The sequence below is a fragment of the Staphylococcus sp. HMSC034G07 genome (assembly GCF_001835975.1).
GTDB lineage: Bacteria > Bacillota > Bacilli > Staphylococcales > Staphylococcaceae > Staphylococcus > Staphylococcus ureilyticus.
The window spans coordinates 327,225-341,569 of the sequence record NZ_KV826608.1 but is presented as its reverse complement, the minus strand read 5'-3'; the positions used below and the strand labels follow the sequence as shown (position 1 = coordinate 341,569).

Sequence of the window (14,345 nt, the reverse complement as noted above, 5' to 3'; positions counted from 1 at the left end):
TAAGCCCCACTAACCCAACAAGTTGGGAAGTGGGGCTTTAAATTTTTAGTTCATCATCTACTGTCAATATGAAATGAGGTTGGTACGCATTGATTATGTACCAGCTTCTTTTTTATGCTCATGCATAAGTCTTACTAATTCAGCAAAGCTGAAAGTAAGACTAAAAAAATCTCCATCAATGGGGGGAGGAGCCAACCATTGATGGAGTTAAGGGAGATAGATGATTTAAGGCTTGAATACCACCATACCGTACGTCATTAGGAGGGAAACGTACGGTATGGGGCTATTCACCTACAATGTAGGTTAAATAGCCTTATTTTATTCCATACTACCGTGAACAGTATTGATATTTTCTTGCATCATATTAAAATATGAATCTCCTTTAGTGCCTTTTTTACCTATAGAATCTGTATATACTTCTCCATAAATATCTAAGTTTGTTTCTTCACTTAGACTTTGCATACTTTTCTTATCTACACTCGTTTCTACAAGTAAATGTTTAAGGTTATTGTCTTGAACAAATTTTACAGCTTGCTTCATTTGTTCAGGGGTACCTTGTTTTTCGGTATTGATTTCCCAAATATAACCAGGTTTAATATCAAACTGTTTTGAGAAATATTTAAAAGCACCTTCACTTGTGATCATTGCACGTTGTTCTTTAGGTATATCGTTGAATTTATCATGACTTTCTTTTTTCAAATCTTCTAACTTAGCGATATAATCTTTGGTATTACTTTGAATATCATCTTTATACTTGTCATTTTTCTTAATCAAGGCTTTGCTTATTTCTTCTACATATTTAATACCATTATCTAAACTTAACCAAGCGTGTGGATCTTGTTTTGATTCATCGCCTTCTTTAGCACCGTTTAAGTATAAAGGTTTAACATTTTTTGAAACTTTAACAACAGAACCATCTTCATATGACTTATTAGCTTGTGATAATGCGTTTTTAAACCAACCATTACCTGTTTCTAAGTTTAGCCCGTTATAAAACACAACGTCAGCATCTGTCAATGCTTTAATATCTTTTGGTTTTACTTCATATTCATGTGGATCTTGACCGATTGGGACGATACTATGAATATCTACGTTATCGCCTCCAACATTTTTGACCATGTCATAAAGGATTGAGTTTGTTGTTACAACTTTTATTTTTTCATGTGATTGAGAATTAGAATCGTTGTTTCCTTTACCACATGCACTTAAAAATAATAAAAGAATCATTGTAATTGTTAATAGTTTTTTCATTAAATTGCTCCTTTTTTTGTGAAAAATTGCATTTTATTACAAGTGAAAATAATGATATAAATGATAAACGCACATAAGACGATAGTTGCACCACTTGGAATATTATAAATATAACTAAAATACATACCGACAATTGAACTTATAACACTAATAAGACTAGAAATGATCATCATCGTATGTAATTTTTTAGCGATTAAAAATGCAGCTGAAGCAGGCGTAATCAATAAAGCGACAACTAATATAATACCTACTGTTTGTATGCTTGCTACCGTAACGAGTGAGAGCAATAGCATAACGAAATAGTGTAAAAATGTAGTGTTTAAACCACTCATTCTACTAAAAATTGGGTCGAATGTGGATATCATTAATGGTCTGTAGAAAGTTATAATTAAAATCATAACGATTAAACCAACTACGACTGTTGACCAAAAAGTAGCGTGTGTCACTGCTAATAGGTTACCGAAAAGAATATGATATAAGTCGGTGGTACTATTAATGAGACTAATTAAAATGACCCCGGTAGCTAAAAATGCTGTAAAACTAATACCTATCGCAGCATCAGGTTTGGTCTTACTACTTTTGGTAATGAATCCGATAAAGATACTAGCAATCATACCTGTCACTAACGCTCCAACAAACATAGGAACGCCGAATAAAAATGATAATGCGACCCCAGGTAAAACTGCGTGACTCATTGCGTCTCCCATAAGGGACAGGCCTCTTAATACAATGAGGCAACCTACTGTACCACAAACGATTCCTACAACAATTGAAATAATCAATGCATTGCTTAAAAATTTGTATTCAAATAGGTGTTGAAAAAATTCCATATCGTGTTACTTCCTTTCTATTTATGCCGATTCTGACTTTTGTTGCTCTTCCTGTGTGGGGTTTAAGAAAGTTTCGTTTAAATGGTCAGGTTGCATCGCAACATGACTTTCTCCAAAGAAACGAATTGTTTTGTTTAAAAGAATAACACGATTAAAATACTTTTCTGCTTTAGATAAATCATGGTGTACAATTAAAATTAATTTCCCAGCTTCTTTAAGCTCATTTAATTGAGTCATTATGATTTGTTCACTATGGAAATCAATACCTACAAATGGTTCATCTAAAAGATAGAGTGTACTTTCTGTCATGAGTGCTCTAGCTACTAAAACTCTTTGTAATTGACCTCCACTGAGTGCAGAAATTTGTCGATTTCTTAAATCTTGTAATTCTAATGTTGATAGTAGTTGATTAAGTCTAGCTCTTGTTTTAGGGGTAACAAACCTAAACCAACCAATATCTTTATAGGCACCTGAGAGTACAACATCTTCTACCTTAATTGGAAAGTCTAAGTCAATATGTGCTTTTTGTGGGATGTATGTAACATTTTTAAGTGTTTGTTGTATAGCAATGTTATGTAAATTAGCGATACCTGTTGACTTAAATTCACCAATAATTGATTTGAGTAAGGAAGATTTTCCTGCTCCATTGGGTCCCATAATACCTATAATTTCACCTTTTACGGGAATTTCTAAATTAATGTTTTCCAAGACATGTTTATTCCCTAAAGTGAGATTTAAGTTATTAATTTCTAACATTTTTCTACCTCCTTAAATTAAATTTTAGGCTAACCTAATTTAATTTATAATATAACATTAACTTTTAGCGTGTCAAGTAGATTCGTGATACAATAAAGTGAATGACTTGAGAGGTGAAACCATGCTAACTGAAGAAAAAGAAGATTATTTAAAAGCAATTTTGACTCATAATGGCGATCATTCTTTCGTTTCAAACAAGACGTTATCCCAGTATTTAAATATCAAACCACCATCTGTAAGTGAAATGGTGAATCGTTTAGAAAAATCGGGATTTGTAGAAACGAAGCCATATAAAGGTGTGCAATTGTCAGAAGAAGGTTTGACATATACCTTAGATATCATTAAAAGACATCGATTATTAGAATTATTTTTAATTAAGATATTAGAATATAATTGGGAAGAGGTACATCAGGAAGCTGAGGTGCTAGAACACAAAGTTTCACACTTATTTGTAGAACGTTTAGATAAATTATTAGATTACCCAATCACTTGTCCGCACGGTGGTATTATCCCTAGAGATAATAAATATAAAGAGATATATACTACAAATTTATTGTCGTTTGAAGCTGGTGATATAGTGACGATAAAACGTGTGAGAGATAGAACAGAATTGTTAGTTTATTTAACAAGTAAATCCATATTGATTGGGGAACAAATAAAAATATTAGATAAAGATGATACCAATAAAGTGGTAATGGTGCAGAAAGAAGAAAAAGTGACAGTACTGAGTTATGATAATGCAGAACATATTTATGCAGAAAAATAAGAATTTGCATACTGAAGTTTTTTATATGCAACTTAGAAGGATTTAAAAAATTGAAATCGTCTATCTAATAAGCATAAGACAAAGTTTGAAAAGGACATTGTAGTCATATTTAATAGTTAATAGTGATATTGAAAGGAAAAAAGTCTGAGTCATAAATCCTAAAAAATAGCACACAGATGATTTAATTCAATCTATCTGTGTGCTTCTTGTTATTCAATGCTGCGGCGTATTGTTGGCTCGCTTTCTTAGAGGACAGCTTCTGCCCGTCGTCTTCAGTTTGTCCTGTTGTCTCAAGCGTCTTATCAAAATACAACCTATTAAAGCCGATTTTTATATTATTTCAATGGATATTGGCTTTTTCACTTACCCAATAATTTTATGTCCTAGACTCTTTTTGAAGAGGTCTAAGGAATAAAGTAAACTCGGAATAATTGATATACAGTAAATAAATTGATCGCTATCCAAATGAAGCTATAGAGGAAGGTTGGAACACGAGTCAATGCTTTTAAAGTGCTACCATCCCAAGTGATTTCATTTGATGAGAAAGTCAATTTGAATATTGTCCAAGATGATTGAAGAACTTCTCCTAATAAAACACCTAAGATAAAATGTTGTGTAATGGATATAACATAAAGTATCGCTAATTGATTATCACTTTTAAATAAGCAATATAATAAAAAAATTAAAAGTATTACTATGAACATTGGTAATAGCTTTCTAGATGTTAAGCATATAAAATATATAAATATTAATAGGTAAGCAGTGATAAACAAGCTTGGATATTGATATTGCGTAGATAGAAATCCTATATATAACATCAATGGCGGCATAACGTAGCCACCGAATGTAGTGATTGACTGACCAATACTATTTTTTGATTGTGTTATGGCGTAGCCTTGTTGAGATGTTGCTAGACGCTCAGCTGGTCTTGCCACAATCACTAAGTCTCTCGCTCGTCCACCGCTCAATTTATTAAATAATATATGTCCAAACTCATGTGTTAATACAGGGATATAGTTAAAATAGATATCTAAAAATTGGTTGATAGGTTTATTTCGATAAGTATGTATGATGATATAGATTATAGCCACTAAAACAATCCAATAAAGATGTAATTGAATAGAAGAACTGAAAAACGCATTTAGCTTAGACATGAAATACCTCATTTTTAGAATACGAAAATTTAATATTTTACGAGATACGATAATAATCAAATAGTATCTCACATATAATAGTATAAAGTAAGATCATCCATAAATCATTTGGACTTTTGATGTATATTATATTTTAAAGCGGTTTGACCTAGGTTTTATTAATATTGTAATATATGCGAGAGTAACGGTATTCATATTACAAGTAATGTATTATAGGGTAACGAGAAAAAGAATTGAGTTAGGAGATAACCAATTATGACAAGAGCTAATAAATTAGAAAAGGTAAACGTATTATCTGTTTTATTCGATAATGTAACGCTGACAGAAATGCGTGACCGTATAAAGCTTTTTTTTGAATCACAATCTGAAAAGAATTTATTTATTGTAACTGCTAATCCTGAAATAGTTGACTTTTCTACTGAAAATGAAGCATATCGTAAGTTAATTAACAAAGGAGACTATGTCATTCCTGATGGTACAGGTGTAGTTATGGCTTCAAAACTGCTTAAAACCCCTTTGAAAGAACGTGTTCCAGGTATAGAATTAATGGAAGCATGTTTGAAAATTGCTAATGCTAATTATCAAAAAGTCTTTTTATTAGGTGCAAAAGATGAGGTTGTCGTTCAAGCTGTTAAGAAATTAAGTGAAAAATACCCTAATATTCATTTTGATTATCACCATGGCTATTTTAATTTAGAAGATGAAACGGTATTGAAACACGTGAGTTCATTTAATCCAGATTATGTTTTCGTTGGTATGGGTTATCCTAAGCAAGAACAATGGATTGAACGTCATGATCATTATTTTAAACAGACATTACTAATGGGTGTAGGTGGATCTATTGAAGTTTTTAGTGGAACGAAAAAAAGAGCGCCCAAAATATTTCGTAAATTAAATATCGAATGGATTTATCGTTTTATCATTGATTGGAAACGGTTTGGTAGAATGAAAGCCATACCGAAGTTTGTATTTAAAGTGATTAAGCAAAAAGCAAAGCAATAAAAAATCGGCTATAGCATTGTTAAGCTATAGCCGATTTTTTTTACTACAATGACTTTGATATATTTAGCAAATATAAGTTTATTTTAGTTATGATTTATTTATTAAAATTGTCATGCAATTGTGCAGTCGTTATCTATGATATTTAACAGTCAATAAAATTATTTCACTTCAAATCTTGAGTTATCCAATTTACTTCTAAAGGCTTTTTGTTCCTCTTTGGAATATTTTTTAAAACCGTTTAAGAATTTTTCATATTCGGGTAAAACCTCGTCTAGTTCACCGAATTTTTTTAATTTACCAGCTTCTATCCACGCGATTTTAGTACAAAATTCACGCACTTGTTTCATATTATGGCTTACGAAGAAAATAGTTTTACCTTGCTTTTTATACTCGTAAATTTTATCTAAACATTTTTGTGCAAAAGTTTGGTCTCCAACTGATAATGCTTCGTCAATGACAAGAATGTCTGGATTTGTCGTGATATTAATTGAGAAACCTAACTTGGCTCGCATACCACTAGAATATTTTTTAACAGGTTGATAAATGAATTCTCCTAGTTCACTGAATTCAATAATATCAGGTGTTAAGGCTTTAATCTGTTTTCTTGTGAATCCCATGCATAACATTTTAAATTCTATGTTTTCAATACCTGTTAACTGTCCATTTAAACCAGCATTAATTGCAATCACACTAACTTCACCGTGGCGATTCACATCTCCAGCAGTAGGAGATAGGGAGCCACCAATAATATTACTAAGCGTAGATTTACCTGACCCATTGATGCCTACAAGGCCTATAACATCACCTTCGTATGCTGTTAATGACAAATCATTCAGCGCATAAAATGTCTTGTTTTTATTAAAAGGGACTAAGGCGTCTTTTAAACGCTCTTTATTATTGCGATAGATGCGGTATTCTTTAGTTACATGTTCAATGTTAACCGATACATTCATAATTTTACCTTCCTTATTTGCAGATAGTATATAGTATATTATATTATATATGAGTTGTTAAATTTATTAACCTATTGTAAAGTAAGTGAGTACAAATTTTAAGATAACGTTCTTATACAATTGTTAAAGTTTACTGAATTTAAGTTATAAAATCAACTAAAATGAGGTTATTTTAGCTTCGTTGTTTTTCTATTATACAACAATCATATGAGTAAGCACATCCGCTTTTATTACATAAAATATTTAATTTACCCAATTAAATATAGGTTGTTAAGATGAATAACAAAGCGTATATTAGATTTGAATGTAGACTTTTTATAGCATAATTATGATTAGCAAATTGATTGAAAGTGTGGTTTATTTAAATGAGTGCAGTGTGGGTAGTCTTAAAAGAGCATTTTAAAAATTTCTATCTAATTCAAAGGTTAGCACAATTCCAAGTTAAAATTACTAACACCAATAATTACCTTGGTATGGCTTGGGAATTAATTAATCCAGCAATGCAAATTATGGTTTATTGGTTTGTATTTGGTCTAGGAATTAGAACTAATAATCCAATCGAGGGTGTCCCATTTATTTATTGGTTACTCGTTGGTATTAGTATGTGGTTCTTTGTGAACCAAGGTATTTTAGAAGGTACGAAATCAATCGCAAGTAAATATAACCATGTCGCTAAGATGAATTTTCCGTTATCAATTATACCATCATATATAGTGATGAGTAGGTTCTATGGACATATCGCACTATTAGTTGCTGTTATTTTATTATGTATGTTAGGTGGTTATTATCCATCTATTTATACATTACAATTATTTTTATATGTACCATTTGCATTAATTTTTACTACAACAGTAGCATTGTTTACTTCTACGTTAGGTGTATTAGTAAAAGATACTCAACCAGCAATTCAAGCATTGATGAGAATGGTATTCTTTGCTTCATCTATTTTAATTGTACCGCCAGAAGGTATTGTTAAAGATGTTATGCAACTGAATCCAATTTATTATCTTGCAGAGGCGTATCGTGCATCGGTTCTATATAACGAATGGTATTTTGTTACACATTGGGAATTAACATTTTATAACTTCTTTATCATTGTATTTTTATTTGTCATAGGATCTATATTGCATATGCGTTATAGAGATCATTTTGCAGACTTTATGTAATGGAATTCAGACAAAGACGATTTATATTTAATCCTTTGGTGGCTTAAAAGTCATTAAAGGATTTTTCTATAATTTTAAATATAAAATAGCTATAATAAAAGAGAATAAATAATTACCGGCGGTGGAAATTTGAGACAGTTAATAAAAAAACTTTATATGACAATCATTAGTTTTTTAAATTTGATATATATAAAGAAAAAAATAAATCATCATCATATTGTCGTCATGATGACATTTGCTGAAGATGTACTTCCAATCATCGAAGCATTAAATCGAAAATCTTATGAAGTGACAGTGATTGCCAAGGAGAGTAATAGAAAATATGTTGAACAATTAGATAATGTGACATTTATACCTGCGGGCAATAAAAAAGTCTTTAAACATATAAAGGCCTTGAGTACGGCAAAAATTATTGTGATAGATACATATTATTTATTGTTTGGCGGTTTCAAAAAGAAATCGCAACAGACAATCATTCAAACTTGGCACGCAGTTGGTGCACTGAAAAATTTTGGACTTACTGACCACCAAGTAGATTTAAATAATAAAAAAATGGTGAACCAATATAAAAATGTTTATCGCGCTACTGATAAATATTTAGTAGGGGGCGAACCAATGGTGAATTGTTTTAAATCCGCGTTTGGTGCGAAAGATGATCAATTTTTAAGAACTGGATTGCCTCGTCTTGTTCCATATGTAAATTTAGATATCAAACAAAAGCAGCAAGCATTAAAGTTACAATATGGTATCAATGATAAATTAGCGCTTTATGTGCCAACGTATCGCGAGCATCACCAAGCCAATCAGATTATTGATAAGGCGCGTTTTGAAACAGCATTACCTTCATACACATTGATGAGTAAGTTACATCCATCACTACCTCAAGATGAGCAACACAATATTAGTCTACAATCGCTTATGGTTATGGCGGACGTTATCATCACAGATTATAGCTCATTAGCAATAGAAGCAAGTTTGTTAAATAAGCCGACGCTTTTTTATGTCTATGATGAAGCAAATTATGAAAAAGTACGGGGGCTAAATTCATATTATTATGAAATTCCGGAATTTTACAAAGCATATAGCGAAGAAGACATCGTTCATATACTTCAAACACATGCAAGTGCATTAATGCCATTGTTCAAAAATTGGCATGACTATAATGTTCCAAATAGCTTAACTCAGGTTATAAATCATATAGAGAAAATGGTGAAAACATGAAAATATCAATTATCATACCTGTCTATAATGCAGCAAATACACTTCAAAGAGCAATAAGCTCGGTGGATACAAAGCAAGATTATGAAATTATTTGTATCAATGATGGATCAACAGATGAAAGTAAACAAGTTTTAGAAAGACTACAAAAAGCATACAAAAACATTCGTATTATTAATCAAGCAAATCAAGGTGCAGCTGTGAGCAGAAATAATGCATTGGAGTATGTTACTGGTGATGCTTTTATGTTTTTAGATGCAGACGATGAATTTTTGCCAAATAGTATCGATGCTATGGCAGATTACTTTCAACAGGATGAACATGTAGATATTGTACTAGGACAAATTGGAAGACTAAATAAAGGTGCATGGCAAAGTTTTTATACACACCAACCAATACAAAAATTTGATAAAGTGAATTTAGCACAATGTCCTGAAATGATGCAATCTATTGGTCCAGGAGGCAAGTTATTTAGTGCGACATTCAAAGATTTACGCTTCGATGAAGATGTAGTGTTTTGTGAAGAGCATACATTTATGATATCAGCTTATAAGAAAGCTCGAGATGTGCAATTATTACCTTTTATTGTGTATGGTTATCATGAAGAAAAAGGGTCGGTGACAGATCAAAGAGCAGATCGCTTTGTAAATTATATGAGCGATGCGATTAAAGTAAGACATAGAGTGATGCACACATTGTTATTAAGAGAAGAACGGATTTATTACAGTTATCGTATGGATGAACTCATTGTCAGTTACTTGTTGCAAGCATTTCTCACAAATAATAAAAAATTAACAGAATCATTTTTAGATGTTGTAATGTCTTATATGTATAATATGCAAGAAGCAGATTATTCAGGAGAAGCAATGTTTAGAATAATTAGGGTTGTTGAACAATGTGGAAAAAATTGGAATAAAGCGTTATATAAAAAATGGCGAGAAGCATTACTTAATGTAGGCATTGGTAGACCGAATTATTACCGTTTTCAAATGGAAGTGTTACCGAAACGTGTAAAATTCAGAGGTAAAATGAAATTAAAACAAATATTAAAAAAATGAATTTTGGGTATAGTTCGTAAACTTCAAATCAGTGTGCTATACTTTTAAAAAATGTAAATTTTAATTAAATTTTGTTAAGGAGTATGAGCGTATGAAACGTGTTATTACTTATGGAACGTATGATTTATTACATTATGGTCACATTGAATTATTAAGAAGAGCTAGAGAAATGGGCGATTATTTAGTAGTTGCACTATCTACAGATGAATTTAATCGCATTAAAAATAAAAAGTCTTATTATAATTATGAACAACGAAAGATGATGCTAGAGTCTATTCGTTATGTTGATCTTGTAATCCCTGAAAGTGGCTGGGGACAAAAAGAAATCGACGTCGATCGCTATGAAATAGATACTTTTGTAATGGGGCACGACTGGGAAGGTGAATTTGACTTCTTGAAAGATAAATGTGAAGTGATTTACCTTAACCGTACAGAAGGTATTTCTACTACTAAAATCAAGAAAGAACTTTATGGTGATGCTGAAAAATAAATCAGCAGTCATTTGTTGATATTGAATTATAATTTTAATAAATCATATGTTAAATAAATATATTAAGTGAGGCTGGGACATCGTAATGTCTCAGCCTCAACTTGTTTTGTCATCGAACAATCAAGCTCTGAAAAACCCCGAGAAGATTTCTAAGTTAAAGCATCTTTTCGGGGTATTATTTTGGCATTAATAATTCATGACTTTATTTATGATTTTTTCTGTTTTTGAAAGTTTCGATAATAAGATAAATAATAATTGCGATTGCAGCTATGATTAATATCGTACCTAATAAAGTGAGGATCGGATGTTCATCCCACGTCGTTTTCACAACTGTCGTAGTTTGATGCAGAATTGGTTTGCTTACTTTAACAGTTGGTGGGCCGTATTTATCGGAAATAAATTTTCGATCATATTCAATATGCAATTTACCATCTTCAATTACATAGTTATAATCATTTTTATCGAAATCATTTGGAAGTACATCGTATAAGTCTTTTTCTACATAATATGTTTTTCCATTAATTTTGTGATTGCCTTTTGAAATAATTTTTTTATATTTATATTGATCAAAAGACATATTCATTAAGGCATTGCCCATCATATTACGTTGTTTCTCGCCACCTAAGTTGTCGTAGTTACCAGCACCCATTATTGTTTGATTAATTCTAAATTTATCTCTTTTTGTAGTGATAGTGTGATTGTAATCTGCAATATCACTAGAGCCAGTTTTTAAACCATCTGTCCCCTCTAAACTCATATCCGCACCCTCTAAAGAGTGATTGAATGTGTAATATGTAACACCGTGTTGCGTTGGAGCTAATTGTTTAGTGAAATAAATGATTTTTGGTGTATCTTGAATGGTACGTTGAGCTAAAATTGCAAAATCTTTAGCTGTTGATGTATTATTCTCTTCATTTTTATATTTTTTTGGTGCAAAGTCTTTTAATTGTTTATTTTCAGCACCTGTTGGATTAACAAAATGTGTATCTTTCATACCTATTGATTTTGCTTTTTTGTTCATTTCATCTGTAAAATCTGAAAGGTTTCCAGATACTTCTTGACCTAATATAAGCGCTGCGGCATTACTTGAATTTGAAACAGTGATTTGGAGTAACTCTTTAATCGTGTAAGTCTCTCCAGGATAAAGCTTGGTATTACTTAATTCAGGCAAGGTAGACATGCTGTAATGTTTGTCTGTGATTTTAACTTTATCATCTAAAGATAAATCCCCACGATTAACGGCTTCGAGTGTTAAATACATGGTCATCAATTTGCTCATCGAAGCGGGATACCAATCTTTATCAGCGTTATATTGGTAAAGAATTTGACCGGTTTGGGCAATATTTATTGCACCTTCAGGTTGATAATTATCAGTAACATTATAACCATATTGATTTGCCGCCTGTGTAGGTGTGACTGTTTCAGCGTTGGCAAAAGGTGTTATAATTGAACCGACGAAGAGTACAGTTACAATTGCCAGAATTAACTTTCTCATAATTACATTCCCTCTTAATATGTTCTGTTTTATTGCAATAGAGGTATTTTAGCATATTGTATGTAGTTTATAAAATATTAAACAGAAGAATATTTTTTATAACTAATTTATTGAAAATTATTGTGTAAAACATGATAAAATAAATTGAAATTAATTTAACTTAATACTTTAAAATTAATCTGCTCAAAATTAATGTAAGTAAGAGGTAATTTAAAATATTTTTAGAAGAGGTAATTTAGATATGAATCAAGAGAATCCATTATTCTACTTATTTAAAAAATTATCATGGCCTGTTGGACTGATTATCATAGCTGTTTTAATTTCTTCATTAGGTAGTATTACAGGACTAGTAGTTCCTTTTTTTACAGGTAAGCTCGTAGATAAATTTTCTTTTGAAAATATTAATTGGATGTTTATCATAGCATTTATTTCTATATTTATTATGAATGCGTTGCTTAGCGGTATAGGATTGTATTTATTGAGTAAAATTGGTGAGAAAATCATTTATGCAATTCGATCCGTTTTATGGAAACACATCATTCACTTAAAAATGCCATTTTTTGATAAAAATGAAAGTGGACAATTGATGAGTCGTTTGACAGACGATACAAAAGTAATCAATGAATTTATTTCACAAAAATTGCCCAACTTATTGCCTTCAGTATTGACTATTATCGGCTCTTTAATAATGTTATTTGTGATGGATTGGCAAATGACTTTGCTGACTTTTATCACGATACCTATATTTGTATTAATTATGATTCCATTAGGTAAAATCATGCAAAATATTTCTAAAAAAACACAGGCAGAGATTGCGAATTTTAGTGGCTTACTAGGTCGTGTATTAACAGAAATGCGCTTAGTTAAAGTTTCACGTACTGAAAAAATAGAGTTAAATAATGCGCATAAGAATTTACAAGAAATATACTTTTTAGGACTAAAGCAAGCTAAGATTACAGCTATTATACAACCTATATCTGGTGTAATTATGCTTTTAACGATTGCAGTTATCTTAGGTTTTGGTGCAATTCGAATTTCTACTGGAGCAATCACAGCAGGAACCTTAATTGCAATGATTTTTTATGTTATTCAACTTACGCAACCTATCATTAATTTATCAACTTTGGTTACAGATTATAAAAAGGCTGTAGGGGCAAGTAGTCGTATATATGAAATCATGGAAGAACCTACTGAAGTTTTTGAGATAGAGCAAGTAAAACCAATGATTGATGGTAATTTAACATTTGAAAATGTACATTTTAAATACGGTAATAAACCAATTCTTACAAATGTGAGTTTTGATATACCATCTGGTAGTATTACTGCTTTTGTAGGACCTTCTGGTTCAGGTAAGAGTACAATTTTCAATATTATTGAACGAATGTATGACATAGAACAAGGTGATATCACTTATGGCGACCAATCGATTTATGATATAGATCTAGGTCATTGGCGTGAGAAAATAGGTTATGTCATGCAATCTAATTCAATGATGAATGGCTCAATCAGAGACAACATTTTATATGGCATTAATCGTGAAGTCTCAAACGATGAATTAATTTACTATGCAAAATTAGCAAATTGTCACGAATTTATTATAGCGTTTGAAGATGGATATGACACAATTGTTGGCGAGCGAGGTTTGAAATTGTCAGGTGGCCAACGTCAACGTATAGATATTGCCAGAAGTTTTGTTAAAAATCCAGATATCTTATTATTGGATGAGGCAACCGCTAACTTAGACAGCGAAAGTGAGCGAAAGATTCAAGATGCTTTAGAAGAATTGATGGAAAACAGAACAACAATCGTGATTGCCCACAGACTATCTACAATTAAAAAAGCTGAACAAATTATTTTTATTGATAACGGTAGTGTGACAGGCATAGGCACTCATCAGGATTTGATTGGTAATCATGAAAAATATCAACAATTTGTTCATACACAAAATTTAACGAAGTAATATTGAAAACACGTATGATTGGATGCTGGATAAATATATTTTTTGACTATAAACGAACCATAAAATTTTTATTTTATATAATGTACATACATGGTATAATTATTGTGAATTCATAAGTGACAATCATTTGGGGAATGATAGATTTTTATCAAGAATGAAATTAAATAAATGGATTACAAAATTTAAGATGAGTATATTCGCTGCTATATAATTAAAATTGATAATTAACTTAATGAGCGAGAGCAG

13 protein-coding genes are annotated in these 14,345 nt (G+C 31.1%); 7 read left to right on the top strand and 6 right to left on the bottom strand.

Annotated features, from left to right (window positions below; genetic code table 11):
- Window positions 1–318: 318 nt before the first annotated feature.
- From mntC to HMPREF2586_RS07725, 3 genes are read right to left on the bottom strand one after another with little or no spacing between them, the layout of a single operon-like run.
- Window positions 319–1,251: a manganese ABC transporter substrate-binding lipoprotein MntC gene (gene mntC, locus HMPREF2586_RS07735; protein ID WP_064209570.1), complete on the bottom strand. Its 933-nt coding sequence runs from the start codon at window positions 1,249–1,251 to the stop codon at window positions 319–321.
- The gene (locus HMPREF2586_RS07730) at window positions 1,251–2,081 is read right to left on the bottom strand and encodes a metal ABC transporter permease (RefSeq protein ID WP_064209569.1); all 831 of its coding nucleotides are present in this window, start codon (window positions 2,079–2,081) and stop codon (window positions 1,251–1,253) included. The genes mntC and HMPREF2586_RS07730 overlap by 1 nt, the downstream gene beginning before the upstream one ends.
- Before the next feature lie 21 nt (window positions 2,082–2,102).
- A complete protein-coding gene (locus tag HMPREF2586_RS07725; protein WP_046207314.1) occupies window positions 2,103–2,837 on the bottom strand; it encodes a metal ABC transporter ATP-binding protein in 735 nt (244 codons plus the stop codon).
- Between the two features lie 121 nt (window positions 2,838–2,958).
- On the opposite strand from HMPREF2586_RS07725, the gene HMPREF2586_RS07720 reads away from it, so the two are divergent.
- Complete coding sequence (locus HMPREF2586_RS07720; RefSeq protein WP_046207315.1) at window positions 2,959–3,603, top strand: metal-dependent transcriptional regulator; 645 nt, start codon at window positions 2,959–2,961, stop codon at window positions 3,601–3,603.
- Window positions 3,604–4,007: 404 nt separating this feature from the next.
- On the opposite strand, the gene HMPREF2586_RS07715 is transcribed toward HMPREF2586_RS07720, so the two are convergent.
- Entirely contained in the window at window positions 4,008–4,757 is a 750-nt protein-coding gene (locus HMPREF2586_RS07715) for a M50 family metallopeptidase (protein ID WP_070812707.1), read from the bottom strand.
- Between the two features lie 255 nt (window positions 4,758–5,012).
- Between HMPREF2586_RS07715 and tarA the strand changes: the two genes are divergently transcribed.
- Window positions 5,013–5,759, top strand: a complete 747-nt coding sequence (tarA, locus tag HMPREF2586_RS07710) for an N-acetylglucosaminyldiphosphoundecaprenol N-acetyl-beta-D-mannosaminyltransferase TarA (RefSeq protein WP_070038977.1) — start codon at window positions 5,013–5,015, stop codon at window positions 5,757–5,759.
- Window positions 5,760–5,917: 158 nt separating this feature from the next.
- Here tarA and tagH read toward each other — a convergent pair whose 3' ends face one another.
- On the bottom strand, window positions 5,918–6,712 hold the full coding sequence (gene tagH / locus HMPREF2586_RS07705) for a teichoic acids export ABC transporter ATP-binding subunit TagH (RefSeq protein ID WP_046207318.1): 795 nt from the start codon (window positions 6,710–6,712) through the stop codon (window positions 5,918–5,920).
- 365 nt (window positions 6,713–7,077) lie between these two features.
- Here tagH and HMPREF2586_RS07700 point away from each other — a divergent pair, with 365 nt between their 5' ends.
- The 4 genes from HMPREF2586_RS07700 to tagD all read left to right on the top strand — a co-directional run bounded on the left by HMPREF2586_RS07700 (window position 7,078) and on the right by tagD (window position 10,644).
- Window positions 7,078–7,878, top strand: a complete 801-nt coding sequence (locus tag HMPREF2586_RS07700; protein ID WP_019468398.1) for an ABC transporter permease — start codon at window positions 7,078–7,080, stop codon at window positions 7,876–7,878.
- A 129-nt stretch (window positions 7,879–8,007) separates the two neighbouring features.
- A complete protein-coding gene (gene tarB / locus HMPREF2586_RS07695; protein WP_070657587.1) occupies window positions 8,008–9,099 on the top strand; it encodes a teichoic acid glycerol-phosphate primase TarB in 1,092 nt (363 codons plus the stop codon).
- Window positions 9,096–10,154: a glycosyltransferase family 2 protein gene (locus HMPREF2586_RS07690; RefSeq protein ID WP_070812706.1), complete on the top strand. Its 1,059-nt coding sequence runs from the start codon at window positions 9,096–9,098 to the stop codon at window positions 10,152–10,154. Before tarB ends, HMPREF2586_RS07690 begins: the two co-directional genes overlap by 4 nt.
- 91 nt (window positions 10,155–10,245) lie before the next feature.
- Window positions 10,246–10,644 (top strand): glycerol-3-phosphate cytidylyltransferase, encoded by a 399-nt coding sequence (gene tagD / locus HMPREF2586_RS07685; protein WP_019468395.1) that lies wholly within the window; start codon window positions 10,246–10,248, stop codon window positions 10,642–10,644.
- Window positions 10,645–10,846: 202 nt separating this feature from the next.
- Here tagD and pbp4 read toward each other — a convergent pair whose 3' ends face one another.
- Entirely contained in the window at window positions 10,847–12,139 is a 1,293-nt protein-coding gene (pbp4, locus tag HMPREF2586_RS07680) for a penicillin-binding protein PBP4 (RefSeq protein WP_046207322.1), read from the bottom strand.
- A gap of 241 nt (window positions 12,140–12,380) precedes the next feature.
- Between pbp4 and HMPREF2586_RS07675 the strand changes: the two genes are divergently transcribed.
- Window positions 12,381–14,099 carry an ABC transporter ATP-binding protein gene (locus HMPREF2586_RS07675; RefSeq protein WP_070657591.1) on the top strand — a complete coding sequence of 573 codons (1,719 nt, stop codon included), beginning with the start codon at window positions 12,381–12,383 and terminating at the stop codon, window positions 14,097–14,099.
- Window positions 14,100–14,345 lie beyond the last annotated feature (246 nt).